Genomic DNA, 24919 nt, shown 5'->3' on the forward strand with positions numbered 1-24919 from the left:
GCGTGGAGGGCCGGAGGCGCTAGAAGACGTACTCGTCGTCGTGACCCATCATGCCGTCGTCTTCGAACGCACCGGCGTCGTCGTCGTCGACGGTGCTGCCGGTCCGGTAGGCGCGCAGTCCGGCCGCGAGGAGGTCTTCGACAGCCTCCTCGCGGTTGACGAACTCGCCCTGTTCGATCATCTGTGTCATCTGCATTTCGAGGTGTTCGGGGATGTTCAACTCGACTTTAGGCATCGTTACCACCGGGTTTGAAGGTAGGCTATTTAATTCTGACGGGGAATCTTAGCGCACCACCAAATCCAGTTTTGGAGCACGATAATTTATTTTCCAGTTGCGGTCGCTCTCTTTCTAATCACGCAATTCGACGACAGTTCCTGGCCGGGTGCGGTCGCGGAGCGGTAGGCATACCCCGGGTCGACCCCGACGGGGCGTATGAGCGTTCGTGACGTGACGGGTCTCCACGAGGAGTTCGAGGGCGAGCGACTACCGCCGGGCCAGCGCGAGACGTCGCGGTTCCCCGTCCTCTCGAAGGGCGGGACACCGTCGTGGTCCCCCGAGACCTGGACGTTCGAGGTGTGGGGAGCGGTCGACGAGCAGGTGACGTTCTCGCTGGAGGAGTTCCGCGACCTGCCGAGCGAGACCCAGCGCCAGGACTTCCACTGCGTCACCGGGTGGAGTCGCTTCGACAACGAGTTCACGGGCGTCACGTTCCCGACGCTCGCGGAGCTTGTGGGCGTCCGCGACGACGCCTGCCACGTCATGTTCCACGGGTTCGACGACTACACGACGGACCTCTCGCTCGACGACTGCATGCGCGAGGAGGTGCTGTTCACCTGGGCACTCGACGGCGAACCGCTCCCCGACGACCACGGCGGCCCGGTCAGAGTCGTCACACCCCACCGCTACGCCTACAAGGGCGCGAAGTGGGTCAGCGGCGTCGAGTTCCTCACCGAGAAGGAGCTGGGCTACTGGGAGAGACGGGGCTACTCCGACAGCGCGAACCCGTGGAACGAGGAACGGTACAGCTGACCTACGGTAGACCCGACCTCGCGACCGGGCGACTGCCGACTACCAACTCCGTCGACTACCAGGGGTCACGATGGAGTGCGCGTTCTGCGAGCGACCGCCCAGGATTCGTGGACGAACGGTCGCAGACCCGCGGCCACGCGCCCGGGATGGATAGCCTCAAGGGTTCCCCACCCCGAATACGACCAATGGAATCCGCCCACAGTAGCGCGACGGCGTCGCTCGACGGGACGCTCGTCAGCCGCACCTGTGAGGTACCGGACGTCTCCTACCGCGCGTTCCTCGCGGCCCAGGAGACACCCCACGTCCACTGGAGCACGCCCGAGGGACTGGAACTCGTCGGCGCTGGCGTCGCCGTCGATGTGACCGGCGACGGCGCGGAGCGATTCGCCCGACTCCGCGACCGTGCGGAGGCCGTCTTCGGCGCGATGGACGTCGACGGTCCGCCCGCCGCCCGTCCCCGGATGCTCGGTGGCGTCTCGTTCTCGCCGGAGCACGACCCCGACCCGCCGTGGGAGGGGTTTCCTGCAGCGCAGTTCGTCCTGCCCGAGACGCAGTTGACCCGGACCGACGACCGGACCTACCTCACCGTGTCGCGCTACGGTCGTACCGTCGACGCCGCCGCAGTCGAGAGCGCTCTCGACGCGGCCCACGAACGCGTCGCCGACCTCCCCGCGATGGTGCCGAGCGGCGACCCACCGGGGGTCGTCGAGACGGCCCACCTCACCTCGCGCGAGGAGTGGCACGAGATGGTCGAGTCGGCGGTGCAGCGCATCGAGTCGGGCGACCTGCGGAAGGTCGTCCTCGCCCTCGCGCTCTCGGTCGACCTCGGGAGCGAGGTGGACATCCCGAGCGTGCTCGAACGCCTCCGCCGGACGTACCCCGAGTGCTACCGCTTCCTCGTCGCCCCGACCGACTCGGCCGGGTTCTTCGGCGCGCCGCCCGAGCGTCTCGTCCGGCTCGACGGCCGCGAGGTCCGGACCGAGGCGCTCGCCGGGTCGGCCGCCCGCGGCGACACGCCCGAAGCAGACGCCGACCTCGCCGCGGAACTCGTCGAGAGCGAGAAGATTCAGCACGAACAGGGTCTCGTCGCGGACGCCATCCGCGAGCAGCTCGCCCCGCTGGGCGAGGTGCGCGAGGGTGACCAGCACGTCCACCGGCTCGCGACCATCCAGCACCTCCGGACGCCCATCGAGGCGACGCTCGACGCCGACGGCCACGTCCTCGACATCGTCGAGGCGCTCCACCCGACGCCGGCAGTCGGCGGCCTCCCGCCGGCGGCCGCCCAGCGGGTCATCCACGAGACGGAGTCGTTCGACCGCGGCTGGTACGCCGCGCCCGTCGGCTGGTTCGACGCTAGCGGCGACGGCGAGTTCGCCGTCGGGATCCGGTCGGGCGTCGCGGGCGGCGCCAGGGCGACGCTGTTCGCGGGTAACGGCATCGTCGCCGACTCCGACCCCGCCGCGGAGTGGGACGAGGTCCGCCTGAAGTACCGGCCCATCCTCGACGAACTGACGCGAACGGGGAGCGGCGAGGGGCGGGAAGCGACGGACGGGGAGGCGACGGCAAGCGAACCGAGCGACCGGGACCAGACCGCAGAATGAGCGTCCCGAACCGCAACACGCTGTGGGGGCGCGTCGTCGTCGACGAACTGGCGAAGGCGGGCGTCGACACGGCCGTCCTCGCGCCGGGGAGTCGCAGCACGCCGCTGACCGTCGCGTTCGCCGCCCACGACGGCGTCGAGACGGTGTCGCAACTCGACGAGCGCTCGGCCGCCTTCTTCGCGCTCGGCCGGGCGAAACGCACGGGGAGTCCCGTCCCACTCGTCTCCACCTCCGGCACCGCGCTGGCGAACTTCCACCCGGCAGTCGTCGAGGCGAACCAGGCGCGGGTCCCGATGCTCCTCCTCACCGCCGACCGGCCCCGCGTTCTGCAGGACAGCGGCGCGAACCAGACCATCGACCAGGAGAAACTGTACGGCGACGCGGCGCGCGCCTACCGGACGCTCCCCGAACCGGCCCCAGACGGTCGGACGCTCCGGTCGCTCCGGACGGCGCTCTCCCGGGCGGTCGGCACCGCGACCGGCACCCACTCCGGTCCGGTCCACCTCAACGTCCCGTTCGAGAAGCCGCTGGAACCGACGCCCGTCCCCGGTGACGTCACCGACGCGTTCCTCGACGCCGAGCGGGAGGTCGTCGAGGGGCGGGACGGCCCGTGGGTCGCGATGACCCAGGGCCGGACGACGCTCGGCGAGGGCCAGCGTGAGCGACTCGCCGCGGCCGTCGCGGACGCCGAGCGAGGCCTCCTCGTCGCCGGGCCGGACAGCGGTCTCGACGCGGACACCCTCCAGGAGTTCACGCGAGCGTCGGGCGTCCCGGTCCTCGCGGACCCGCTCTCGGGCGTCCGCTTCGGTGACCACGTCGCGGACGACGGGACGCTCGTCTGCGGCGGCTACGACTCGTGGCTCGGGGCGCTCGACCCCGAGAATCCCGACGAGGCACCCGACCTCGTCCTGCGTGTGGGGGCCTCACCGACGTCGAAACCGCTCCGACACTACCTCCGGGACGCCGGCGCTCGACAGGTCGTCGTCGACCCCGCTGGCGGGTGGCGCGAGGCGACGTTCACCGCGACGGACCTCGTCGCCGCCGACCCGACCCGACTCCTCGCCGACCTCGCGGCGCGTGTCGAGGCGGGAAGTGACGGGGACGACGACGGTGTGACTGACTGGCGCGACCGTCTCGCCTCGCTCGAACGCGAGTACTGGTCGCTCGTCGCCGAGGACGACGCCTGGTTCGAGGGGGCGGTGCTCCGCGAGACGGTGGCGAACCTCCCCGACCCGGCGACGCTGTTCGTCTCGAACTCGATGCCCGTCCGGGACCTCGACCGGTTCGGCGAACCGCGTTCTGCGGTTGTCACCGCGCTCGGGAACCGCGGCGCGTCGGGCATCGACGGCATCACGTCGTCGGCGCTCGGTGCGGGCCACGGCACCGACGACCCCCTCGTCCTCGTGACGGGAGACCTCGCCTTCTACCACGACAGTAACGGACTCCTAGCGTGCGCGCGAGCGGGCGTTGACGCCACCGTCGTCCTCGTCAACAACGACGGCGGCGGCATCTTCCGCGTCCTCCCCATCGAGTCGTTCGACCCGCCGTTCACCGACTACTTCCGGACGCCGCACGGCCTGGAGTTCGCGCCGGTCGCCGACCTGTACGGGCTGGAGTTCGTCAGCACCGACTCGCGCGAGGCGTTCCGCGACGCGTACCGGGCTTCACTGGACGCGCCGGGTACCCAGGTCGTCGAGGTGCGGATGGACGGCGAGGCGAGCCACCGCCACCGCGAGGCGCTGAACGAACGGGTTCAGGAGACGCTCGGCTGAGGCGGGAGGAGTCGGCGCAGAACCCTCCGTCGTCCCGTCGAGCGGCACCGGCCGAGCCGCGAACTATTTTTGCCGGCGGTCGTGAACGAACGAGTATGTCCAGCCTCGGGTCCACGTTCGGACGACTCCGCCCCCCACCACGCCTGCTCTGGTCGGTACTGTCCGTGTTCGCGCTGCTCGTCCTGCTCTTCTCGCTGCTCGACGGCGCCCTCCTGTTCGGAGTCGTCGTCGTCTCGTTCGTCGTCCTCTGGTCGGGCGTCGGGTGGCTGGTCTACGCGTACGCCGAGCAGCGAGGTGCCCCCATCGTCCAGTGGCCGGTCCGCGGCGCACTGGTCGCGTCGGTGCTGGTGCTGCTGTACGCGCTGTTGATAGAACAGGCCCTGTTGCTCGGTATCGTCGCCGCCATGCTGCTCGTCGCCGCGAGCGTCGTGGTCGGGGTGTTGCTGACGCTCGAGGGTCGCTGAGCCACTCAGTCCGAGAGCGCCGCGGTGCCGCTCTCGAACCGGGCGGTGGCCGGGGTGATGCGGTCGCCCGGCGCGACCGTCTGCTCGTCCCGGTCGAACTCTACGAACTCCGCGTCGTCGAGCTTCGGCAGGTGGACGTGGTAGAGCCCGACGGCCACGTTCTGGCGGGAATCCTCTCCGGTCAGCCCCTCCCGCCGGAGGACGTGGGCCACGACGCCCTGCAGGTCGAGCGCGCCGCACGTCTCGACGGCGTCCACGGCCCACCGCCGGTGGGGGTGACTCATGGCGTCGTACATCTCGGTCCGGTCCTCGGTCGTCTCGTCGGTTCGGTCGTCGGGTCGGGTGGACATCTTGTCCCCTCCTTCGCGATAGTCCAGGTATTCGTAACGGCGGGTTGAGCCGGTTAATTAAGTAGGGGTGGGAAGCGTCGACAGGGGGCGAGGACGCCGGGCCCTCACCCGGCGGCGGCGACGCCGTCGGGCGTGTCCGCGGACCCGATCTGTCGCTCCACGAGCGCCAGCCCGGCGTCGAGCGCGATGGCGAGCAGCGCACCGGGGATGGCCCCCGCGAGCAACTGCGCCGTGCTGAACAGTTTGATGCCGCCGATGACCCACACGCCGAGGCCACCGCCGCCGATGAAGAACGCGAGGTAGGCCGTCCCGACGTTGAGGACGACGCTCGTCCGGATGCCGGCGAAGATGACCGGCACCGCCTGCGGGAACCGGACGTCACGCATGACGTCCCACCAGGTCATCCCCATGCCGTGAGCCGCCTCGACGGTGTCGTCGTCGACGCTCTCCAGTCCGGCGATGGTGTTGGTCAACACCGGCAGCAGCGCGTACACCGCGAGACCGACCAGCGCCGGTTCGAATCCGAGGCCGAGTATGGGGAACGTCAGCGCGATGACCGCGAGCGTCGGGACGGTCTGGGCGACGTTCCCTGCCGAGCCGATAATCGCCGATGCCCGGTCGTTCTGGACGGCGAGGACGCCCAGCGGGATGGCGATGGCCACCGCCACGAGTTCGGAGACGAACACCAGCAGCAGGTGCTCCCGGAGCAGTTCGACGAACCGGCCCTGGTTGGCGACCAGGAACTCCCACGTCGCCCACAGCACGTCGAGCACGCTCACGCTGCGGCCCCGTGCTGGAGGTCACGGATGTCCTCCTCGGTCACGATGCCGACGACGTTCGCCTCCTCGACGACCGGGAGTGCGTCGACGCCGGCCTGGATGCACCGCGACAGCGCGATCTGCGTGCTGTCGGACGGTTCGACCGGTATGAGTTCACCGCCGTCGGCCATGACGCCCTGGTCCGAACGGAACGCCTCGACGACGTCCTCGTGTTGGTCGGGGACGTCCTCGCGCATCACCTCGCCGACGCGGAGCACGCGCAGGCGCTTGAGCGTCCGGTCGGGGCCGATGAAGTCCTCGACGAACTTCGTCTTCGGCCGGTCGAGGAGCGCCTTCGGCGTGTCGTACTGGACGACCTGCCCCTGGTTCATCACGGCGATGTGGTCGCCCATCTTCAGCGCCTCGTCGATGCTGTGCGTGACGAACAGGATGGTGGTGTCGATGTCGTCCTGGATGGCGAGGAACTCGTCCTGCAACTCCTCGCGGGTGATGGGGTCGAGCGCGCCGAACGGTTCGTCCATCAGCAGGACGTCCGGGTCGGCGGCCAGCGCACGGGCCACGCCGACGCGCTGTTGCTGGCCGCCGGACAGTTCGGTCGGGTTCCGGTCGCGGAACTCCTCGGGCGGCAGGTCGACGAGGGTCAGCAGTTCGTCGACGCGCGCGTCGATGCGCTCGGCGTCCCAGCCCTTCAGGTCGGGGACCGTCGCGACGTTCTCGCCGACGGTCATGTGGTCGAACAGGCCGACGTCCTGGATGACGTAGCCGACCTCCCGACGGAGTTCGGTCGCCTCCAGGTCGTGGACATCGGTCCCGTCGTAGTAGACGGTGCCCTCGGACGGCTCTTCGAGCCGGTTGACGAGCTTCATCGTCGTCGTCTTCCCACAGCCCGACGGGCCGACGAGGACCGTCGTCGTCCCCTCCGCTACTTCGAAGTCGATGCCTCTGACGGCGTGCGTGCCGTCCTCGTACCGCTTGTGGACGTTGTCGAATCGGATCATAGTGGGAGCCGTTGAACTGATTTCGTGACGAGGTTCGGGTCGACCGCTTCACCGTTGCGCAGTCTGAGCAGGTCCTCGACGACGGCGAGGCCGTAGTCGAAGGTGAGCGCGAGCGCCGAGAGGACGATGGTCGTGACGACGATCATCGGCGTGTTTCCGCTGTTGATTCCCTGGAAGATGAAGTCGCCCAGCCCCGGCCCGGCGATGAACGCGCCGATGGCGGCGAGCCCGACGACGATGACCACCGCGTTGCGCACGCCGGCCATCACGACCGGGAGCGCGACCGGGAACCGGACCCGTCGGAGCCGCTGCCAGCGGGTCATCCCGAGGCCTGTTCCGGCCTCGACGGTCGAGGCGTCGGCCCGCGTCAGGCCGATGTAGGTGTTCCTGACGATGGGCAACAGCGAGTAGCAGACGAGCGCCGCGATGACGGGCGGCGCGCCGATGCCCAGCACCGGGACGAGCACGCCGAAGAAGGCGATGCTCGGCACCGTCAGGAGGACGCCGGCGAACCAGAGCACGGGCGTCGACGCCCGGTCGTACATGCTGATGAACACCCCCGCGCCGACGCCGAGGGGGAGCGCGATGGCCAGCGTCTGACAGACGAGGATGACGTGTTCGACCAGCATCCGGGTCAGCCGGTCCTGGTTCTCGACTGCGAACTGGACGTACGGGTCGAACTGGAGCGCGATACTCATACCAGCCCCTCCGACTCCAGGTAGTCACGGGCGACCGCCTGTGCGTCCTCGCCGTCGAGCGCGACGCGCTCGTTGAGTCGCATTATCTTCTCCGTGTTCAGCGTCGGTCCGATGGCGTTCAGCGGTTCGCGTATCGACGGCAGGGCGTCGAGCGTCCCCTGGTTGACCGCCGGGGCGGGGTTGTAGATGGGGAAGAAGTCCCGGTCGTCCTCGAGCGTGACCAGGTCGTACTTCTTCACCTTCGGGTTCGTGGTGAACACCATCCCGAAGTCCGCGTCGGTCTCGGCGATGATCTGGTAGCACAGCGCGGCGCTGATACTCCGGAGTTCCAGGTTCGACGCCGCCCCCTGGAAGTCGTACGACTTCACCAGCCCCGGCCAGCCGTCGGGCCGGTTGAGGAACTCCGGCCCGAGGACGCCGGTCAGGTTGCCGCCCTGCTTCTTGACGTACGCCGCGAAGTCACTCAGCGTCTTCACACCGGTCTTCTTCGACCACTCCGGCGTGACGGCGATGGCGTACGTGTTGTTGAACGGCGCGCGGTTGAGGTACGCAGTATCGTAGTGTTTCGCGAGTTTCCCCTCGACGGCCTGATAGAGCTTCTTCGCGTCGGGGATTACCTCGTCTTTCTTCGGTGGCGCGTTCAGCCACGCGCCGCCGGAGTAGTACCAGAACAGGTCGACCTCCCCGTTCGAGACGGCCCGGAGGTTCAGCGTCGTCCCCCCCAGCCCCGTCTCGTCGAGGACCGTCAGGTCGGTGTTCGCCTTCAGCGACTCGATGCTCAAGTAGCCGAGGACGACGTCCTCGGTGAAGCGCATCGAGCTCACCGTCACGGAGTCGCCCGCGACAGCGCCGAACGCACCGGTACAGCCCGCTGTCGCGCCGACGCCAGCCGTCGCGGCAGTCGCACCTCCCAGTTTCAGGAAGTCACGACGAGTTCGTTCCACTGGCTACCTCGGCCGACCGGTCGAGATGCTGTCCGAACGATACAGTGCGGGTGGAAGCCGTCCATGTGGACACGGTTCTGTCATCGGACGTCTAACAAGTACAGTGCAGCATCCCGATTACCGACTCTGCCTGCCAAGGCAGGCAGGCCTTCTCAGTGGTCGGCGTGTCCTGTGAGACGGCCGGTGAGTGTTCGTCGCGGCCACCCTGCGTGCTTACGTAGCGTTACCCCTCGAACAGACCAGACGGACAAGTTTTTTCGCCGCTGCGGGCAGAGCCGGTCTATGGTTTCGGACATCTTCGACCCCGACCGCTGGGACCCCGTGGAGGGGTTCGACTTCGAGGACGTGACCTACCACCGCGCCCGCGAGCAGGGGACGGTCCGTATCGCGTTCGACCGCCCCGACGTCCGCAACGCCTTCCGCCCCCGGACCGTCGACGAACTCCACACCGCGCTCGACCACGCCAAGCGCCAGACCGACGTCGGCTGTGTCCTCCTCACCGGCAACGGCCCCTCCTCGACGGACGGCGGCTGGGCGTTCTCTTCCGGCGGCGACCAGCGCATCCGCGGCGGCGACGGCTACCAGTACGAGGGCGACGAGGAGGGGGCATCCGAGACGGGTCGCCTCCACATCCTCGAGGTCCAGCGTGCCATCCGGTTCATGCCGAAACCCGTCGTCGCCGTCGTCCCCGGCTGGGCCGTCGGCGGGGGTCACTCGCTGCACGTCGTCTGTGACCTCACGCTCGCCAGCGCAGACCACGCGAAGTTCCTCCAGACCGACCCCGACGTGGCGAGTTTCGACGCCGGATTCGGGTCGGCGTACCTCGCCCAGCAGGTCGGCCAGAAGAAGGCCCGCGAGGTGTTCTTCCTCGGGAAGACCTACTCGGCCGAGGAGGCCGCCGACATGGGGATGGTCAACGAGGCGGTCCCACACGAGGAACTGGAGGAGACGGCGCTGGAGTGGGGAGAGGAGATGAACTCGAAGTCACCCACCGCGATGCGGATGCTGAAGTACGCGTTCAACCTCGACTCGGACGGACTGGTCGGGCAACAGGTGTTCGCCGGCGAGGCGACCCGACTCGGCTACATGACCGACGAGGCCGCCGAGGGCCGCGACGCGTTCGTCGAGGGGCGAGAGCCGGAGTTCGACGACTACCCCTGGCACTACTGACCCAGCGCACCGTTCCGATACGTTAGTTTACGTTCCCAGCCAGTCGGCGCTGTGACCCGGCGACGAACGCACGTGCGAGCGTCTCACGTCCCGTCGTCGACACCGAACGGGACTCGTCTGGTACGTGACGACGCGGCGCACACTTAACGACCCGTGGATACGCGGGGGGACGTTCTCGGTTCTGCCGCCGCACGTACTCCTATGAGCGAGTGGTTCCCCTCGGAGGAGTGGCTGGACAGGTATCGGGCCAACCTGAACGAGAGCGAGCGGTACGCAGCAGAGAGCGACGGCTGGGGCGTCGACTTCGCGGGCGACTTCGTCTTCGAGATTCGGAGTCTCCCGGTCGAGGAGACCACCGTGGGCGAGTTCCCGGACGACCTGACCGACGACCTCCGCGAGAACCTCACGTCGCTCCCGGACGAGCGCGCGGCGACGCTCGTCGCAGACGCCCCGCCGACGCTACGAGAACGCCTCGACGAGCAGGAGGGCGACGACCGGACGCGGTTGCTCGACGCGCTCCTCGCGACGCCCGTCGCCGAGGTCCCCGACGCCGTCTCGTCTGCCCTCCGCGAGGAGCTACCGGCGGACCTGGCGAACCTGCTCACGCAACTCGAACGGTACGTCGACGACGGCACCGTCCGCGTCTACCTCGACCTCTACGAGGGCGAGTGTCGGGAGGCGTTCGTGCTCGACCCGGACGACGAGCGCGACCCGGGGTTCGCCCTCCAGGGACCGTACGGGAGCTGGAAGGCGCTCACGGAGGGCGAAGACGTGATGGACAGCGTGCTCGGCCAGGACCTCGACCTCGACGGCTCGGTCACCAAGATCATGAGCTACGCCGACGCCGCCGACGAGATGGGCGACGTCGCCAGCAGGACGGACTCGCGGGCGCTGTTCCAGGGGAACGCCTGAGCGAGCCGCCGCAGGGTATTTTTAACGAACGTTGTAAATAAAAAGGGCCGGGAATACGAGGAGGAACAGTCAGGGGTTCGAGGAAGCTTTACATCGGTATGTCACAGCAAGCCGAGGCCGCTTCGGTCGGGCACCGTGGCCAACGCGTCGACACGTCGAACCTCTGGTACAACCTGTTCCAGAAGGGCGTCGAACTGGGCACCTGGAACGTCGAGAGCCTCTTCGACGAGGTGGGGTTCGAGGAGGACCGGGAGATGTGGGCCTCGATGGACCCGGACGAACGCGACCAGGTGCGCTACCTCCTGTCCGGGTTCCTCGACGGCGAACGAGAGGTAGCGGGCGACGCCGCCACCAACCTCAGTCGCATCATGGGCGCGCCCTGCCTCGACCACAACGAGGAGAAGGAGATGTACATGACGATGCTCACGCTCACCGAGCACAAACACACCCAGTTCATCGACATCTACATGGACGAGGTGATGGACGACCGGGACAACTTCGCCGAACTCGACCCGCGGCGGGGCACCCGCATCCCCATCGTCGAGGCGACGGGCCTCGGCGAGGTGTTCGAGAACCAGGGCCTCCAGACCGCGAAGGCAGCCCAGACCCAGGACCCCGTCGACATCGCGAAGGCGGCCGCCGTCTACCACCTCAACGTCGAGGGTATCCTCGCCCGCGTGGGTGGGTTCGCCATCAACCGGATGTCGGACCAGGCGTACCTCCCGCTGCTCAACCACGGCTTCAAGTTCATCTCCACGGACGAGGGCCGTCACATCACCCACGGCGTCAACCTGCTGAAGGAACTCATCGAGAAGGAAGAGCAGGGGAAGGCGGAGTACCAGGGCGTCAAACAGGGCATCCGCGATATGCTCTACCACGACGTTCCCTACATGGCCGACTTCGGCTACATGTTCACCGACGCGGTGGGCGACCCGCTGGGTGTCGATATCGACGACGTGCTGATGCGGGGCGGCCACCTCATCGACGGGATGTACAACGAGTCGCTCGGCCTCGACGTCGACTACCTCAGCGTCATCAACCGCGTCAGCGACCGCTACGACGAGATAAAGCAGTGGGACCTGGAGGAGGTCGTCCGCGAACAGGAGGACCACTACAACCGGCGTCGCGGCGTCGTCGCCGACGGCGGTGCGGAGGGGGTCGACGAATGAGCGAGCGCGACCCGGACATCGAGGACGACGAGGAGATAGAACTCCGGGAGTTCGCCCGCGGCGCGGAGTTCACCGCCAGCGAGGAGGAGGTCGACGAGGCCATCGCCGAGACCGCCGCGGAACTCGGGCAGAGCGAACGCGAGGTCCGGGAGAACGTCGCCTACATCATCGACGCCTCGGGCGAGGACGAGATGACCACCTCGTTCAACGAGATGGTCAGCGGGGCCGGTCTCAACGACGACACGGAGTCGACCGGCGACCCCCGCCTCGAAGCGCTGAAGATGTACGAGATGCGCCAGCGCATCTGACGCGCCGTTTTCTCGCGCTAGGCGACGGGAGATACGTGGGAGTCCACGGTGGAAGAGGGGGTCGACCCCCGTCACCCCAGCAAACGTTTATGAACGAGACCGGAAGAGTTCGGACATGGTCTCGCAGGTTCTGGTCGCTATGGACGGCTCTGCGGTGGCAGAACAGGCGCTCAGGTACGCCCTCGATGTCCACTCGGCGGCGGACGTGACGGTGTTGACGGTCGTGGGAGAACCCTCGGCGATGTTCGGTGAGGCGACGGCCATCGCACTCGCGGACGACCCCGGAGAGTCGATGCTGGAACACGCTCGCCCGGTGCTGGAACGCGCTCAGGCGATCGCCGCGGAGTACGACGCGGAGATAGCCACCGAGGTCGACACCGGGCATCCGGCACGCGTGATTCTCAACCGATCCGGCGAGTTCGACACCGTCGTCGTCGGGAGCCACGGTGGTACGCTGGCAGACCGCGTGTTCGTCGGCAACGTGGCCAGGAAGGTCGTCGATCAGTCACCGGTTCCGGTGACGGTCGTCCGGTAGGGCCGACCGCGCTCCCGTCGCCGAGTCACAGGACCAGGAGGAACAGCGGGTACGACCCGACGACCGCGATGGTGGGCGTGAGGACCCAGAGCAGCGCGATGCGCTTGACCGCACTCGGGTCGAAGAGGCTCCGCTGGTCGAGTTCCGGCGCACCCTTCTCACCGATGTCGGGAATCTCGGGGACCTCGTCGGCAGGCTTCTCGGGAGGGGCTTCACCGCGCGCCAGATCGCCGACCGTCGGGGTCGTGGGGACCTCCTCCGTTCGCGAGGTCACGAGGGCCCCCGTCGAGATCTCGACGTCGGTGCTCCGCTCCGGTTCGGGCGTCGCGAGTTCGACGAGCGTCGCCGCCCGACTCGCCCGACCCCAGCCGAGACCGATGATGCAACAGGTGGTGCTCACGGCCAGACTCGCGGGGATGCCCAGGTACGACAGCGCCGTGATGATGGTCGCCCCGACGATAGAGACGATGAGCGCCGCCAGAATCGGGAGCTCCGTGATGTCGTCGCCGACGGTGTCGAGCGTGCGTCTGGCGATGGTGAACCCACCGAGCCCGAGCGCGAAGACGGCCAGGAGAACTCCCTGGTTGACGGTCAACGGACCCTGCGACCCCACCAGCGGCGCGACGGCGTTGGCCGCGTTCGACGCCCCTGCGGAGAACCCCATGTAGCAGGCGATGGCGATGACCGCGAGCGAGCCGACGATGTCGCGTGGCGACGCGTTCTCGTTGAACCGAGGTCGCGGGACCCGTCCGGAGCGGTCGAGCCAGACGAGGTGTGATTCGAACCGGGTGAACGCGATGCGACGGTCGAGATGCGGGTAGACGTAGCGACCGATGAGCGCTCCACACAGAAACCCGACCAGTGGGGCGACGATCCACGCCGTGACGATGGTGAACATCAGCGCCTCGTTGAGCGTCCCGGTCGCGAGCCCCAGCCCGACGATAGCGCCGACGGCGGTCATCGACGTCGAGGCTGGAACGCCGTAGATGTTCGAGATGAGCAGCGAGACGCCGGTGAAGAAGAGGACGCCGACGCTGGCGACCGGCGAGAACTGCGTTGCGGGGACGATGCTGCTGCTCATCGTGTCGATGACGTTGCGCCCGACGGTCCACGCCCCCACGAGTGCGAACGACGTGAACAGCGTCGCAGCGGTCGCCTTCCGCACGAGGCGGCTCCCGACGGCCGGACCGAACGCGACGCCGGTCGAGGAGCCGCCGATGTTGAACCCGACGAACACTGCGACGAGCACGCCGACGACGGCGAGGACAGTCACCATAGTGTCACTACGGCAGTAGCCGGCTTCGACACAAAACGGTTTATCACTGCTGCCGGTCGGATCGCTCGTTCGCTCCGGCGACGTTCGTTCGACGGGAGGAAGGGGTTACCCCCACTGGGGCTGGCCCCGAGCGTTCACACGACCCGACGAACGGTGGAGCGCTACCCGATGAGCCGTTCCTCGTCCTCCCAGTAGTCCTGTCGGAGCTGGTACTTCTGGACCTTTCCGGTGGCCGTCTCGGGGAGGTCCTCGACGAACTCGATACGGCGGGGAATCTTGTAGCCCGCCATGTGCTCGCGGGCGAACTCCTCGATGCCTTCCGCGGTGAGGTCGACGCCCTCCTTCGGGACGACGAGTGCCGTCACGAGTTCGCCCCACTCGTCGCTCGGGGTGGGGATGACGGCGACCTTGAGGATGTCCGGGTGGTCGTACAGCGTGTCCTCGACCTCGATGGAGGAGACGTTCTCGCCCCCGGAGATGATGATGTCCTTCTTGCGGTCCTGAATCGATATCATCCCGTCCTCGTCCATCACGGCGAGGTCGCCCGTGTGGAAGTAGCCGGGGAGGCGGGCGTTGAACGCGTCGTGGGTCTCCTCTTCCTTGTTCAGGTACCGGTCCATCACCTGGTTGCCCTTGACGACGATTTCACCCATCGACGTGCTGTCGCGAGGGACGTCGTTGCCGTCTTCGTCGACGACCCGGACGTCCGTACAGAGCGTCTCGCTGCCCTGGAAGGTCTTGAGGCCCCGACCCCGCTCGGCGAGGCGACGGGGGGAGTTCGAGGTGGTGATGATGGGGGCGGTCTCGGTCAGCCCGTAGAGGTGGATGATGCGCCAGCCGATGTCGTCCTCGATGGCTTCGAGTGACGCCTTCGGGGGCGCCGAACCGGCGGTCGCGAGGCGGACCTCGTTGGCACCCGACGTCTCCACGTCCGGGTTGTTCTCGTGGAACTGGATGAGCCTGTTGAGGACCGTCGGCGCGCCACAGAGGAACGAGACGTCGTACTCGCGGACGCGACGGAGCGTCTCTCCGGGGTCGAACGCCCGCTGGCAGACGTGCGTGCCACCGGTCCCGGTGATGGCGTAGGTGTGACCCCAGCCGTTGCAGTGGAACATCGGGAGCGTCCAGAGGTAGACGTCGTCGTCCTCTATCTCGTGGTGCTGGTTGAGCACCAGCGCGTGCCAGTGTTCGGTGCGGTGCGTGCGGACGACGCCCTTCGGGTCGCCAGTCGTCCCCGAGGTGTAGTTGATAGAGGCGTCGTCGTCCTCGGAGATGTCCGGGCGCTCGGGAGCATCGGTGGACGCGTCGGCGAGCAGGTCCTCGTAGTCCGCCCAGTCGCCCTCGATGTCGTCGGCCTGGTAGCCGATGAAGTGCTCGGCGGGCACCGAGTCACGGACCTTCTCTATCTCGGCGGCGTACTCGTAGTCCGCGATGACGGTGTCGGCCTCGCAGTCGTTGAGGATGTACTCGAACTCCTCGCCGACGAGGCGGTAGTTCATCGGGACGAACACCGCACCGAGTTGGTTCGTGGCGTAGAGCGATTCCAGGAAGTAGTGCGTGTTCCCCGCGAGCAGCGCCACCCGGTCGCCCTGTTCGACGCCGTGGTCGGCCAGCACGTTCGACAGTCTGTCCACTCGCTCCCCGAACTCGGCGTAGGTGTACTCCGTGCCATCGTCGGCGATGACACCGACGACGTCCGAGTACAGGTCGAGCGCCCGGTCGAGGAAGTCGGTGGTTCGCATCTCAACCTTCATGAACTATCTGGCGATGGTTTCTCGCCCGACGGCTAATCTGTTTCCCTGTTTCTCGGCGACGAGGAGGGGGACTACCGGTTGATTCGCCACGAAACTGGTTTCGAAATTGATGGCTCGGGTGGTCGCCCGTCGTCGGCCCGGTTTCGAGTCGAGCGACCCGGTTACTCCAGTGCGCTCCCGGCCCGGATGACGGCACGCTCGCCGAACGCGGGGCCGACGAACTGCAGCCCGACCGGGAGCCCGTCCGTCTCGCCCGCCGGGACGGAGATGGCGGGCAGGTTGGCCAGGTTGACCGGAACGGTGTTCGCGTCCGCGAGGTAGAGCTGGAGCGGGTCGTCGAGGCTCTCGCCGAGTTCGAACGGAGGGACGGGCATCGTCGGCGAGGCGAGCACGTCGGCCTCCTGGAACGCCTCGTCGAAGTCCTGCTGAATCCACGCGCGGGCGTCCTGGGCCTTCGCGTAGTACTTGTCGTGGTAGCCCGCCGAGAGCGCGTACGTCCCGAGCAGGACGCGGCGCTTGACCTCCTCGCCGAACCCCTCCTCGCGGGCGTCGGCGAACGACTCGTTCCAGTTGCCCTCGTAGCCGCCGGAGACGCCGTAGCGCACGCCGTCGTAGCGCGCGAGGTTCGACGACGCCTCTGACATCGCGACGACGTAGTACGCCTGCACGGCCGTCTCGACGGAGGGGAGCGACACCTCGACCGTCTCGGCACCCTGGTCGCGCAGGTCGTCGAGCGCGGCCTCGAACGTCTCGCGGACGCCCTCGTCCGCGCCCTCGACGAGTTCGGTGGGCACGCCGATGGTCGTCCCCTCCACGTCGCCGTCGGCGGCGCTCGCGTAGTCGGAGTTCGCCGCCGCGTCGCGTGTCGTCGCGTCGTGCTCGTCCGGGCCGGCGACGACGTCGAGCAGCGCCGCGGCCTCCTCGACGGTCGGCGCGAGCGGACCGATCTGTTCGAGCGAGTTCGCGTAGGCGACCAGTCCGTACCGCGAGACCAGCCCGTAGGTCGGTTTGATACCGACGACGCCGCAGAACGCGGCCGGGTTCCGGATGGAGCCACCCGTGTCGGTCCCGAGTGCGAGGTCCGCGAGGCCGCCGGCGACGGCGGCCGCCGACCCGCCCGAGGAGCCACCGGGGACGCGTCCGGGTGCGGCGGGGTTCTCGGCGGGGCCGAACGCGGACGTCTCGGTGGTACTGCCCATCCCGAACTCGTCCATGTTGGTCTTGCCGACGATGGTCGCCCCGGCGTCCTTCAGTCGCCGGACGACCGTCGCGTCGTACGGCGGGACGTAGTCGGCGAGCATCGCCGACCCGCAGGTGGTGCGGACGCCCTGCGTCGAGATGTTGTCCTTCACGGCGACCGTCTTGCCCGAGAGCGGGCCGTCGTCTGCCCCCTCGATGGTCGTCTCGGTGACGAACGCGTTGTACTCGGAGCCCGTCTCCTCCGCGGCGAGACTCTGTTCCTCGGCCATCTACGACACCCGCGGCCCTTTGAAGTAGCCGTCGACGGTCTCCGGGGCGTTCTCCAGGGCCTCCTCCTGCGAGAGGCCGTCGCGGACGTCGTCGGCCCGCATGACGTTCGTGAGGTCGGCGTCGCTGTCGACCTCGGGCACCTCGTCCAGTGCGTCGAAGTACGCGAGGATGTCCCCGAACTGGTCGGCGAAGCGGGACACCTCCTCGTCGTCGAGTGCGACCCGCGCGAGGTCCGCGACGTGACGGACCTCCTCCGGGTCGACGGAGTCGCTCATGTCCGGACCTACCACGGCGATGCACTAAGGGTTTCGATAGCCGGAATCGGATGCCAGCGGCGTTCTCTGCTGGTTCTTCGTTCAACAGATTTAAGTCCTACGGGTCACAACTAATTGGTAGCCAGCGAAGGCTCTCGGGCGTCGGCTACCTCACAACATGACAGACACCAGCATCCGCCAGCGGACGAGCGAGGAAGAGCGCGACCGAGAGGAAGAGACCGAACAGGAGTCCGCAGTCGCCTGTCCGGAGTGCGGCGGTCAGCTGATCGACGACAGCGAGCACGGCGAGACGGTCTGCCAGGACTGCGGTCTCGTCGTCGAGGAGGACGCCGTCGACCGCGGCCCCGAGTGGCGCGCGTTCGACTCCGCGGAGAAAGACCAGAAGTCCCGCGTCGGTGCGCCGACGACGAACATGATGCACGACAAGGGGCTCTCGACCAACATCGGGTGGCAGGACAAGGACGCCTACGGGAACTCCCTCTCGTCGAGACAGCGAGAGAAGATGCAGCGCCTCCGCACGTGGAACGAGCGGTTCCGCACCCGCGACTCCAAGGAGCGCAACCTCAAGCAGGCGCTCGGCGAGATCGACCGCATGGCGAGCGCCCTCGGCCTCCCCGACAACGTCCGTGAGACCGCGAGCGTCATCTACCGCCGTGCGCTCGACGAGGACCTCCTGCCGGGGCGTTCCATCGAGGGCGTCGCCACGTCGGCGCTGTACGCGTCGGCCCGACAGGCCGGCACGCCGCGCAGCCTCGACGAGATAACCGACGTCAGCCGGGTCGGGAAGGACGAGATCGCCCGCACCTACCGCTACGTCGTCCGCGAACTCAGCCTCGAAATCCAGCCCGCCGACCCCGAGAGCTACGTGCCGCGGTTCGCCAGCGACCTCGACCTCTCCGACGAGTCCGAGCGCCGCGCCCGCGAACTCCTGCAGAACGCGAAGGAGGCGGGCATCCACTCCGGGAAGTCGCCCGTCGGCCTCGCCGCCGCCGCCGTCTACGCGGCCTCCCTGCTGACGAACGAGAAGGTGACCCAGAGCGAGGTGAGCGACGTCGCCAACATCTCCGAAGTCACCATCCGGAACCGCTACCACGAACTGCTCGAAGCCGAGAGCGGCGCACCGTCGCTCTGATGAGTCGGTCCTTCGAGTACGTCTGTCCGACCTGCGGTGCACGCATCGAGCGCCCGTTCAGGGTACCGTCGGTCGCCCGGACCTGCGACAACGGCTGTCCGTTCGGACACTTCCTCCGCACTGGCCTGCTCGAACGGGTCGAGGAGGTTCCCGAGGAGGCCCGTCCCGACGACTGGGCGGAGCGCGACGCCGAGGAACGCCTGCACGTGGCGGTGCGCGAGGGTATCGTCACGCCGACCGACCTCCGCTGAGACGCGCGTCGCGGGGCTGTTCCCACTGTTTCGTTCTCTTGCAGGATACCCCGGAGCCTCAGAACACCGACAGTGCCGCCATCCGCATCCGCCGTTTCACGCCGCCGCCGAACTGTCGGACGCTGACCCGCCACGGCGTCCGGTCGCCGACGACGCTCGTCCGACCCTGGGTGATCGCGTCGAGGATGCCGTCTGCCGAGCGGTCGGTCGTCGCCACCTGCGTCACCGCCTGGCCGACCATCTCGGCGATGTGGGCGTCGCTGCCGGCGGTCATCGGGATACCGCGGCGCTCGGCGAAGCGTTCGGCGCGACGGTTCGAGCGCCCGGTGAACAGCCGCGAGTTGTACACCTCGATGGCGTCGGCGCTGGCGAGCGCCTCGTTCGAGATGTGCGGCGCGACGCCGTGCCGCGACCGCTGGAACGGGTGAGGGACGACGGCGATACCACCCTGGTCGCGGATGCGGTCGAGCGTCTCCTCGAACGTGAGTCCCGCCGGCACTCGTTCGTCGAGGCCGAACCCGAGGACGTGACCGGCCGCCGAGGTGATCTCCATACCGGTGATGCCGACCAGTCCGTACTGGGGGGCGAGTTCGGCCATCCGCAGCGAGGCGTCTATCTCGTCGTGGTCGGTGACGGCGAGCGCGTCGAGGCCGACGGCCGCCGCCTGCTCCAGCAGGAGTTCGACGGGGTCCCGGCCGTCGTACGACAGGTCGGAGTGACAGTGAAGCTCGACGCTGAGCACGGAGGTCGGTAGGTCGGGTGGAAGCAAAAACTGTCCGGTCGGTGGAGACGTGTGTGAGTGGCTTGCACGGGTTCTACGGGACGAATTCGCCCGCCGACCGATAGTCGGAGCGGGGGCGACCCGCCCAGGAGGCACCACCTCGAGGGCCCCGTCGGATTGCACTCCGCTGTCGATTTCTGGCGGTGGTATCATCCAGTGATGCGCGTTCGTGTATAGAATCGCCGCGTCGGGCGGCGGGCGATGGAAACCCCTATTGTGCTCGTTCGCGCTCACCTACCCAATGAGCCTCGCCCCCTCGGACCGCGCACTCGTGGTCGAGGAACTCGGCCGGGAACCGACCGACGTGGAGGAAGCGCTGTTCGAGAACCTCTGGAGCGAACACTGCGCGTACCGTTCCTCGCGGCCGCTGCTGTCGGCGTTCGACAGTGCGGGCGAACAGGTCGTCGTCGGTCCGGGGGACGACGCCGCCGTCGTCGCACTCCCGACGACCGACGACGAGGGGACGCCCGACGGCTACTCCGACGAGTGGTACGTGACGCTCGGCGTCGAGAGCCACAACCACCCGTCGTACGTCGACCCGTTCGACGGCGCGGCGACGGGCGTCGGCGGCATCGTCCGCGACACGCTGTCGATGGGCGCGTACCCCGTCGCGCTCGCGGACTCGCTGTACTTCGGCCCGTTCGAGCGCGAGCACTCCCAGTACCTGATGGACGGCGTCGTCGAGGGCATCGGCCACTACGGCAACTGCATCGGCGTCCCGACGGTGACGGGCAGCGTCTCCTTCCACGAGGACTACGTCGGCAACCCGCTGGTGAACGTCGCCTGCGTCGGTCTGCTCCACGACGACCGACTCGTCACCGCCGTCGCGGAGGAGCCGGGAGACAAACTCGTCCTCGTCGGCAACGCCACCGGTCGGGACGGCCTCGGCGGCGCGTCGTTCGCCAGCGAGGACCTCGCCGAGGACGCCGAGACGGAGGACCGCCCGGCGGTGCAGGTCGGCGACCCCTACGCCGAGAAACGCCTGATCGAGTGCAACGAGGACCTCGTCGACGAGGATCTGGTTCGCTCGGCTCGCGACCTCGGCGCGGCCGGTCTCGGTGGAGCCTCCTCGGAACTCGTCGCGAAGGGCGGGCTCGGCGCTGACATCGCCCTCGAACGCGTCCACCAGCGCGAACCGAACATGCACCCGCTGGAGATACTGCTCGCCGAATCGCAAGAGCGGATGTGCTACGAGGTCCGTCCGGGGGACGTCGACCGCGTGCGGGAACTCGCCGAGCGCTATCACCTCGGCTGCTCGGTCATCGGCGAGGTCACGGACGGGAACTACACCTGCACGTTCACCGGCGACGACGGCGAGACGGAGACGGTCGTCGACGTCTCCGCGGAGTACCTCGCCGACGGCGCACCGATGAACGACCTCGACCACGTCGACCCGGAGCCCCAGGAGCGCGACCTGCCGGACGTCGCGCTCGACGAGGCGTTCGAGGCGGTCGTCGGTGCCCCCTCCACGGCGAGCAAGTCGTGGGTGTACCGCCAGTACGACCACGAGGTCGGGACCCGAACCGCCATCGGGCCTGGCGGCGACGCGGCGCTCCTCGCCGTCCGTGAGGCCGACACCGGCCTCGCGTTCTCCTCCGGCGCGGAGCCGAACTGGACGAGCGCGAACCCCTACGAGGGTGCGCGGGCCGTCGCGCTGGAGAACGCCACGAACGTCGCCGCGACGGGCGCACGACCGCTCGCAGCGGTTGACTGCCTCAACGGCGGCAACCCGGAGAAGCCCGAGGTGTACGGCGGCTTCCGCGGCATCGTCGACGGCCTCGCGGAGATGTGTGCCGACCTGTCGGTGCCCGTCGTCGGCGGGAACGTCTCGCTGTACAACGACTCCGCGACGGGGCCGATTCCCCCGACGCCGACGCTGGCGATGGTCGGGACGAAAGCCGGGTACGACGCTCCGTCGAGTTCGTTCACCGGTGAGGGGACCCTGCTCGTGGTCGGCGACGGCGTGCTTTCAGGGGATGTGAACGCCGGACTCGGTGGCTCCGAGTTCCTCGCGCAGTTCGGCGGCACCGACGCGTTCCCGACGCTCCCCGAGGACCCGGCGGGCGTCGTCTCGCATCTCGCGGACGTGGCGAACGACGACGCGACGCTCGCGGTCCACGACGCCAGTCACGGCGGCCTCGCGGTGACGCTCGCCGAGATGGTCACCGCCGACGCTGGTGCGACGGTGACGCTCGACGGCGACGCGAGCGCGGCGGCACTGCTGTTCCACGAGCAGGCGGGACGGGCCGTCGTCGAGACGACCGACCCCGACGCCGTCCGGGCCGCGTTCGACGGCGTCGCACCCGTCGTGGCAGTCGGGGAGAGCGACGACTCGGGGACGCTCTCGCTGACCGCCAACGGGGAGTCGCTTGCGTACGACGTGGACAGGATTCGGGAGCTGCGGTCGGTCATCGAGCGCGAACTAGCGTAAGTGTAGACGACGGAGCGGTCGTCTCCGTGACGGACTCCGTGGAACGGACCTTTTTGATGGAGACACGCGACCGGTGACCGATGGACTCGGAGAAGGAGAAGATGCTGGCCGGTGAGCGCTACGACCCGAGAGACCCCGAACTCGTCGCCGACCGCCGGCGAGCGGCGTCCACGACGAACCGGTACGACCGGACCGAACCGGACGAGCGCGAAGAGCGCCAGCGACTGCTCGACGACCTCTTCGGGTCGGTCGGCGAGCACGTCACCGTCAAGCCACCGGTCCGGTGTGACTACGGCTACAACGTCCACGTCGGCTACCGGTTCTTCGCGAACGTCGACTGCGTCTTCCTCGACGTCTGCCGTATCGAGTTCGGCGACGACTGCCTGCTCGGGCCGGGCGTCCACGTCTACACCGCGACGCACCCGCTGGACCCCGACGAGCGTGCGGCGGGCCTGGAGTACGGGAAGCCGGTCACCGTCGGAGACGACGTCTGGGTCGGCGGGCGGGCGGTCCTCAACCCCGGCGTGACGGTGGGTGATGGAGCGATGGTCGCCTCCGGAGCGGTCGTCACCGAGGACGTCCCCGAGCGGGTCGTCGTGCAGGGCAACCCGGCGACGGTCGCGAGAGAAATCGAGTGAGGCAGTTACCGTGAGTCAGTCGCCGTGCCTCGTTCGCGGTCCGTCGCTCAGACGAGGAGGAGCGGGATGCCGAACACGACGAGGAGGCCGACGAGCGCGACGACGGCACCGATGCCGACCATGCGGTTGGTGTAGGGTCCCTGCGGGGCGGTCTGTCGGTGGTCGGGGCGCGGTTCCGGGTGGTCACTGCCCTCGACGGACTCCTGTTCCTGGTGGTCGGGGTCGTCGACGCGTTCCTCGTGCTCGCTCATACGCCCTACTGCTCGGGGAGCGTACTTCGGCCTGTCGGAACGGTCGGCGACGTCGACGTCTGTAACGACAACGCTCTTAACAGACTAGTATAACACCTAGTCGCATGCTACAGTCATCGAATCTGATATCGGTTCCCCTGCAGAGCGACGGCGCTGCCGGGGCGGTCGCCCTTGTGTTCCTCCTGTTCGTCCTCGCAGTGTTGGTCGCGACCATCGCCGGGCGGTGGAAGGCGTTCGAGAAGGCCGGCCACCCCGGCTGGACGTCGCTGGTCCCGATATTCAACCTCTACATCATGTGCAAGATAGGCGACAACTCGGGGTGGTGGATAGCCGCGTTCCTCGTTCCGCTCCTCAACATCTACGCCGTGTTCAAGATCAACATCGACGTGGCCGACGCGTTCGGCAAGGGCGGGGGCTTCGGAATCGGCCTCGCCTTCCTCCCGTTCGTCTTCTGGCCCCTGCTCGGGTTCGGCGACGTCAGTCACGGCACGACGAGCCGGGGCGTCCACGAGGAGTGGGCCTAGTCTCCGACGAGGAGTACCAGAGACTCGACGGACGACTCGAAGACTCCTCGGAACACCGACGCGAGAAACGACTATTGCTACCACGCGTCAAGACGGTCCATGTCGATCCCCGGCTATGACCCGGCCGACCTCGACCGCATCATCCTCGCGCGACTCGACGAGGACGACCTCGGAACGGTGCTGAGCCCCGAGCAACTACGACGCTACGAGGCGGGGGAGGACCTCGTCGACGTCCTCAGCGAGGAGGAGATACGCGACGTCGTCGGTCGCCGGTCGAAATCGTGAACACCACCGGTCGAGTATGACCACGTGTGCTGACCAAACGTATCATCCCGTGCATCGACGTGGACGTCGACGACGACGGCGACCCCGCGGTCTACACGGGCGTCCACTTCGAGGACCTGCAGTACACGGGTGATCCGGTCGAACTCGCCCGCGAGTACAACGCGGCCGGGGCGGACGAGTTCGTCTTCCTCGACATCACCGCCAGCGCCGAGGGCCGCGAGACGATGCTCGACGTCGTCGGGCAGGTGGCCGACGAGTGTTTCATCCCGCTGACCGTCGGCGGCGGCATCCGGACCCGCGACGACATCAAGGAGACGCTCCGGGCGGGCGCGGACAAGGTGTCCATCACGACCGGCGCGCTCGAACGACCCGAACTCATCACCGAGGGTGCGCGAGCGTTCGGCAACCAGTGTATCGTCATCAGCGTCGACTCGCGGCGACGCTACGACGAGGACGGCGAGCACTACGTCGAGGTGGACGGCGAGTCGTGCTGGTTCGAGTGCACGAAGAAGGGCGGGCGCGAGGGGACGGGCGTCGACGTCGTCTCGTGGGCCGCCGAGGCCGAAGAGCGCGGCGCGGGCGAACTGTTCGTCAACTCCATCGACGCCGACGGGACGAAAGACGGCTACGACCTCCCGCTGACGGGGGCGGTCTGTGACGCCGTCTCGACACCCGTCATCGCCTCCTCGGGCGCGGGCAGTCCCGAACACATGCGCGAGGCGTTCGAGGCGGGCGCGGACGCGGCGCTCGCGGCCTCCATCTTCCACTTCGGCGAGTACACCATCGACGAGACGAAGGCCTACCTCGACGAGCAGGGCGTCCCCGTCCGGCGCTGAGGTCGGTCCGGCGAGTGACGCTCGCAGCGCCGGTCGGTCGAGGTGGACGGCGAGCGCCCGACCGGCACTCGACGAGGCAGAGTGTAACTGTCCAGAGGGCCGCTCTGGGGGCCGTGAACGCCCCAGCGTACGCTCGTGACGGTTCACTTCCACCGAGCTAGGCGCCCCCTTTTCCGCGTCGCTCCCCTCACTCTAGTCGTCTCCCACCAGTCGGCGGGTATCAGATTGCGCCCGCCGGGAGACGTCACTGACGAGTGTTCGGCGGTGCGCGAAAACGCGCCGGGT

General features: G+C 68.2%; 28 protein-coding genes. 16 read left to right on the plus strand and 12 right to left on the minus strand.

The features are described 5' to 3' along the window. Nucleotides 1-19 precede the first annotated feature (19 nt). Nucleotides 20-235 (minus strand): DUF7120 family protein, encoded by a 216-nt coding sequence (locus MX571_RS15600; RefSeq protein WP_247418321.1) that lies wholly within the window; start codon nt 233-235, stop codon nt 20-22. A gap of 198 nt (nt 236-433) precedes the next feature. Between MX571_RS15600 and MX571_RS15605 the strand changes: the two genes are divergently transcribed. The 4 genes from MX571_RS15605 (at nt 434) to MX571_RS15620 (ending at nt 4867) form a co-directional block, all read left to right on the plus strand. Beyond that, the gene (locus tag MX571_RS15605) at nt 434-1030 is read left to right on the plus strand and encodes a sulfite oxidase-like oxidoreductase (RefSeq protein ID WP_247418323.1); all 597 of its coding nucleotides are present in this window, start codon (nt 434-436) and stop codon (nt 1028-1030) included. A 185-nt stretch (nt 1031-1215) separates the two neighbouring features. Further along, nucleotides 1216-2631, plus strand: coding sequence for an isochorismate synthase (locus MX571_RS15610; RefSeq protein WP_247418326.1), 1416 nt, complete (start codon nt 1216-1218; stop codon nt 2629-2631). After that, complete coding sequence (gene menD, locus MX571_RS15615; protein ID WP_247418328.1) at nt 2628-4403, plus strand: 2-succinyl-5-enolpyruvyl-6-hydroxy-3-cyclohexene-1-carboxylic-acid synthase; 1776 nt, start codon at nt 2628-2630, stop codon at nt 4401-4403. The genes MX571_RS15610 and menD overlap by 4 nt, the downstream gene beginning before the upstream one ends. Nucleotides 4404-4498: 95 nt before the next feature. Next, entirely contained in the window at nt 4499-4867 is a 369-nt protein-coding gene (locus MX571_RS15620) for a hypothetical protein (protein WP_247418330.1), read from the plus strand. A gap of 5 nt (nt 4868-4872) precedes the next feature. On the opposite strand, the gene MX571_RS15625 is transcribed toward MX571_RS15620, so the two are convergent. The 5 genes from MX571_RS15625 to MX571_RS15645 all read right to left on the minus strand — a co-directional run bounded on the left by MX571_RS15625 (nt 4873) and on the right by MX571_RS15645 (nt 8636). Beyond that, nucleotides 4873-5217, minus strand: a complete 345-nt coding sequence (locus tag MX571_RS15625; protein WP_247418332.1) for a DUF7344 domain-containing protein — start codon at nt 5215-5217, stop codon at nt 4873-4875. Nucleotides 5218-5321: 104 nt separating this feature from the next. Further along, complete coding sequence (locus tag MX571_RS15630) at nt 5322-5996, minus strand: ABC transporter permease (protein ID WP_247418334.1); 675 nt, start codon at nt 5994-5996, stop codon at nt 5322-5324. Beyond that, the gene (locus MX571_RS15635) at nt 5993-6994 is read right to left on the minus strand and encodes an ABC transporter ATP-binding protein (protein ID WP_247418336.1); all 1002 of its coding nucleotides are present in this window, start codon (nt 6992-6994) and stop codon (nt 5993-5995) included. Before MX571_RS15635 ends, MX571_RS15630 begins: the two co-directional genes overlap by 4 nt. Beyond that, entirely contained in the window at nt 6991-7692 is a 702-nt protein-coding gene (locus MX571_RS15640) for an ABC transporter permease (protein ID WP_247418338.1), read from the minus strand. The genes MX571_RS15635 and MX571_RS15640 overlap by 4 nt, the downstream gene beginning before the upstream one ends. Continuing rightward, entirely contained in the window at nt 7689-8636 is a 948-nt protein-coding gene (locus MX571_RS15645) for a glycine betaine ABC transporter substrate-binding protein (protein ID WP_247418340.1), read from the minus strand. Before MX571_RS15645 ends, MX571_RS15640 begins: the two co-directional genes overlap by 4 nt. Nucleotides 8637-8918: 282 nt before the next feature. Here MX571_RS15645 and MX571_RS15650 point away from each other — a divergent pair, with 282 nt between their 5' ends. The 5 genes from MX571_RS15650 to MX571_RS15670 all read left to right on the plus strand — a co-directional run bounded on the left by MX571_RS15650 (nt 8919) and on the right by MX571_RS15670 (nt 12730). Next, nucleotides 8919-9806, plus strand: a complete 888-nt coding sequence (locus MX571_RS15650) for a 1,4-dihydroxy-2-naphthoyl-CoA synthase (RefSeq protein ID WP_247418341.1) — start codon at nt 8919-8921, stop codon at nt 9804-9806. A gap of 201 nt (nt 9807-10007) precedes the next feature. Continuing rightward, nucleotides 10008-10718, plus strand: coding sequence for a hypothetical protein (locus tag MX571_RS15655; protein ID WP_247418342.1), 711 nt, complete (start codon nt 10008-10010; stop codon nt 10716-10718). A 98-nt stretch (nt 10719-10816) separates the two neighbouring features. Continuing rightward, a complete protein-coding gene (locus tag MX571_RS15660; protein ID WP_247418343.1) occupies nt 10817-11887 on the plus strand; it encodes a ferritin family protein in 1071 nt (356 codons plus the stop codon). Next, a complete protein-coding gene (locus MX571_RS15665; RefSeq protein ID WP_247418345.1) occupies nt 11884-12195 on the plus strand; it encodes a hypothetical protein in 312 nt (103 codons plus the stop codon). The genes MX571_RS15660 and MX571_RS15665 overlap by 4 nt, the downstream gene beginning before the upstream one ends. Before the next feature lie 115 nt (nt 12196-12310). Continuing rightward, nucleotides 12311-12730 carry a universal stress protein gene (locus tag MX571_RS15670; protein ID WP_247418346.1) on the plus strand — a complete coding sequence of 140 codons (420 nt, stop codon included), beginning with the start codon at nt 12311-12313 and terminating at the stop codon, nt 12728-12730. A gap of 25 nt (nt 12731-12755) precedes the next feature. Here MX571_RS15670 and MX571_RS15675 read toward each other — a convergent pair whose 3' ends face one another. From MX571_RS15675 to gatC, 4 genes are all read right to left on the minus strand, one after another. Further along, nucleotides 12756-14006 (minus strand): inorganic phosphate transporter, encoded by a 1251-nt coding sequence (locus tag MX571_RS15675; RefSeq protein ID WP_247418349.1) that lies wholly within the window; start codon nt 14004-14006, stop codon nt 12756-12758. A gap of 161 nt (nt 14007-14167) precedes the next feature. Continuing rightward, nucleotides 14168-15760, minus strand: a complete 1593-nt coding sequence (locus tag MX571_RS15680) for a long-chain-fatty-acid--CoA ligase (protein ID WP_247418358.1) — start codon at nt 15758-15760, stop codon at nt 14168-14170. A gap of 161 nt (nt 15761-15921) precedes the next feature. Then, entirely contained in the window at nt 15922-17229 is a 1308-nt protein-coding gene (gatA, locus tag MX571_RS15685; protein ID WP_247418359.1) for an Asp-tRNA(Asn)/Glu-tRNA(Gln) amidotransferase subunit GatA, read from the minus strand. Next, complete coding sequence (gatC, locus tag MX571_RS15690) at nt 17230-17505, minus strand: Asp-tRNA(Asn)/Glu-tRNA(Gln) amidotransferase subunit GatC (protein WP_247418360.1); 276 nt, start codon at nt 17503-17505, stop codon at nt 17230-17232. A 157-nt stretch (nt 17506-17662) separates the two neighbouring features. On the opposite strand from gatC, the gene MX571_RS15695 reads away from it, so the two are divergent. Together MX571_RS15695 and MX571_RS15700 are read left to right on the plus strand one after the other, a co-directional pair. Next, on the plus strand, nt 17663-18637 hold the full coding sequence (locus MX571_RS15695; RefSeq protein WP_247418366.1) for a transcription initiation factor IIB: 975 nt from the start codon (nt 17663-17665) through the stop codon (nt 18635-18637). Next, a complete protein-coding gene (locus tag MX571_RS15700) occupies nt 18637-18888 on the plus strand; it encodes a hypothetical protein (RefSeq protein ID WP_247418368.1) in 252 nt (83 codons plus the stop codon). The genes MX571_RS15695 and MX571_RS15700 overlap by 1 nt, the downstream gene beginning before the upstream one ends. Before the next feature lie 58 nt (nt 18889-18946). Here MX571_RS15700 and MX571_RS15705 read toward each other — a convergent pair whose 3' ends face one another. Continuing rightward, nucleotides 18947-19630 (minus strand): CehA/McbA family metallohydrolase, encoded by a 684-nt coding sequence (locus tag MX571_RS15705; RefSeq protein ID WP_247418369.1) that lies wholly within the window; start codon nt 19628-19630, stop codon nt 18947-18949. 280 nt (nt 19631-19910) lie between these two features. Between MX571_RS15705 and purL the strand changes: the two genes are divergently transcribed. Then, nucleotides 19911-22100 (plus strand): phosphoribosylformylglycinamidine synthase subunit PurL, encoded by a 2190-nt coding sequence (gene purL / locus MX571_RS15710; RefSeq protein ID WP_247418371.1) that lies wholly within the window; start codon nt 19911-19913, stop codon nt 22098-22100. Nucleotides 22101-22180: 80 nt separating this feature from the next. Beyond that, complete coding sequence (locus tag MX571_RS15715) at nt 22181-22738, plus strand: maltose acetyltransferase domain-containing protein (RefSeq protein WP_247418372.1); 558 nt, start codon at nt 22181-22183, stop codon at nt 22736-22738. A gap of 47 nt (nt 22739-22785) precedes the next feature. Here the strand turns inward: MX571_RS15715 and MX571_RS15720 are convergent, their stop codons facing one another. Continuing rightward, nucleotides 22786-22989: a DUF7550 family protein gene (locus MX571_RS15720; protein ID WP_247418373.1), complete on the minus strand. Its 204-nt coding sequence runs from the start codon at nt 22987-22989 to the stop codon at nt 22786-22788. Between the two features lie 104 nt (nt 22990-23093). On the opposite strand from MX571_RS15720, the gene MX571_RS15725 reads away from it, so the two are divergent. The 3 genes from MX571_RS15725 to hisF all read left to right on the plus strand — a co-directional run bounded on the left by MX571_RS15725 (nt 23094) and on the right by hisF (nt 24634). After that, nucleotides 23094-23513, plus strand: a complete 420-nt coding sequence (locus MX571_RS15725; protein ID WP_247418375.1) for a DUF5684 domain-containing protein — start codon at nt 23094-23096, stop codon at nt 23511-23513. Nucleotides 23514-23612: 99 nt separating this feature from the next. After that, the gene (locus MX571_RS15730) at nt 23613-23798 is read left to right on the plus strand and encodes a DUF8027 family protein (protein ID WP_247418377.1); all 186 of its coding nucleotides are present in this window, start codon (nt 23613-23615) and stop codon (nt 23796-23798) included. A gap of 26 nt (nt 23799-23824) precedes the next feature. Beyond that, nucleotides 23825-24634, plus strand: a complete 810-nt coding sequence (gene hisF / locus MX571_RS15735) for an imidazole glycerol phosphate synthase subunit HisF (RefSeq protein ID WP_247418379.1) — start codon at nt 23825-23827, stop codon at nt 24632-24634. Nucleotides 24635-24919: the final 285 nt, after the last annotated feature.

It is taken from the genome of Halomarina salina, from assembly GCF_023074835.1.
GTDB classification, from domain to species: domain Archaea; phylum Halobacteriota; class Halobacteria; order Halobacteriales; family Haloarculaceae; genus Halomarina; species Halomarina salina.

Excerpts from the sequence above, each read along its gene's own strand:
- MX571_RS15600 (WP_247418321.1), bottom strand. The coding sequence starts at position 235 with ATGCCTAAAGTCGAGTTGAACATCCCCGAACACCTCGAAATGCAGATG.
- MX571_RS15605 (WP_247418323.1), top strand. The coding sequence starts at position 434 with ATGAGCGTTCGTGACGTGACGGGTCTCCACGAGGAGTTCGAGGGCGAG.
- MX571_RS15610 (WP_247418326.1), top strand. The coding sequence starts at position 1,216 with ATGGAATCCGCCCACAGTAGCGCGACGGCGTCGCTCGACGGGACGCTC.
- menD (WP_247418328.1), top strand. The coding sequence starts at position 2,628 with ATGAGCGTCCCGAACCGCAACACGCTGTGGGGGCGCGTCGTCGTCGAC.
- MX571_RS15620 (WP_247418330.1), top strand. The coding sequence starts at position 4,499 with ATGTCCAGCCTCGGGTCCACGTTCGGACGACTCCGCCCCCCACCACGC.
- MX571_RS15625 (WP_247418332.1), bottom strand. The coding sequence starts at position 5,217 with ATGTCCACCCGACCCGACGACCGAACCGACGAGACGACCGAGGACCGG.
- MX571_RS15635 (WP_247418336.1), bottom strand. The coding sequence starts at position 6,994 with ATGATCCGATTCGACAACGTCCACAAGCGGTACGAGGACGGCACGCAC.
- MX571_RS15640 (WP_247418338.1), bottom strand. The coding sequence starts at position 7,692 with ATGAGTATCGCGCTCCAGTTCGACCCGTACGTCCAGTTCGCAGTCGAG.
- MX571_RS15650 (WP_247418341.1), top strand. The coding sequence starts at position 8,919 with ATGGTTTCGGACATCTTCGACCCCGACCGCTGGGACCCCGTGGAGGGG.
- MX571_RS15655 (WP_247418342.1), top strand. The coding sequence starts at position 10,008 with ATGAGCGAGTGGTTCCCCTCGGAGGAGTGGCTGGACAGGTATCGGGCC.
- MX571_RS15660 (WP_247418343.1), top strand. The coding sequence starts at position 10,817 with ATGTCACAGCAAGCCGAGGCCGCTTCGGTCGGGCACCGTGGCCAACGC.
- MX571_RS15665 (WP_247418345.1), top strand. The coding sequence starts at position 11,884 with ATGAGCGAGCGCGACCCGGACATCGAGGACGACGAGGAGATAGAACTC.
- MX571_RS15670 (WP_247418346.1), top strand. The coding sequence starts at position 12,311 with ATGGTCTCGCAGGTTCTGGTCGCTATGGACGGCTCTGCGGTGGCAGAA.
- MX571_RS15675 (WP_247418349.1), bottom strand. The coding sequence starts at position 14,006 with ATGGTGACTGTCCTCGCCGTCGTCGGCGTGCTCGTCGCAGTGTTCGTC.
- MX571_RS15680 (WP_247418358.1), bottom strand. The coding sequence starts at position 15,760 with ATGAAGGTTGAGATGCGAACCACCGACTTCCTCGACCGGGCGCTCGAC.
- gatA (WP_247418359.1), bottom strand. The coding sequence starts at position 17,229 with ATGGCCGAGGAACAGAGTCTCGCCGCGGAGGAGACGGGCTCCGAGTAC.
- gatC (WP_247418360.1), bottom strand. The coding sequence starts at position 17,505 with ATGAGCGACTCCGTCGACCCGGAGGAGGTCCGTCACGTCGCGGACCTC.
- MX571_RS15695 (WP_247418366.1), top strand. The coding sequence starts at position 17,663 with ATGACAGACACCAGCATCCGCCAGCGGACGAGCGAGGAAGAGCGCGAC.
- MX571_RS15700 (WP_247418368.1), top strand. The coding sequence starts at position 18,637 with ATGAGTCGGTCCTTCGAGTACGTCTGTCCGACCTGCGGTGCACGCATC.
- purL (WP_247418371.1), top strand. The coding sequence starts at position 19,911 with ATGAGCCTCGCCCCCTCGGACCGCGCACTCGTGGTCGAGGAACTCGGC.
- MX571_RS15715 (WP_247418372.1), top strand. The coding sequence starts at position 22,181 with ATGGACTCGGAGAAGGAGAAGATGCTGGCCGGTGAGCGCTACGACCCG.
- MX571_RS15720 (WP_247418373.1), bottom strand. The coding sequence starts at position 22,989 with ATGAGCGAGCACGAGGAACGCGTCGACGACCCCGACCACCAGGAACAG.
- MX571_RS15725 (WP_247418375.1), top strand. The coding sequence starts at position 23,094 with ATGCTACAGTCATCGAATCTGATATCGGTTCCCCTGCAGAGCGACGGC.
- MX571_RS15730 (WP_247418377.1), top strand. The coding sequence starts at position 23,613 with ATGTCGATCCCCGGCTATGACCCGGCCGACCTCGACCGCATCATCCTC.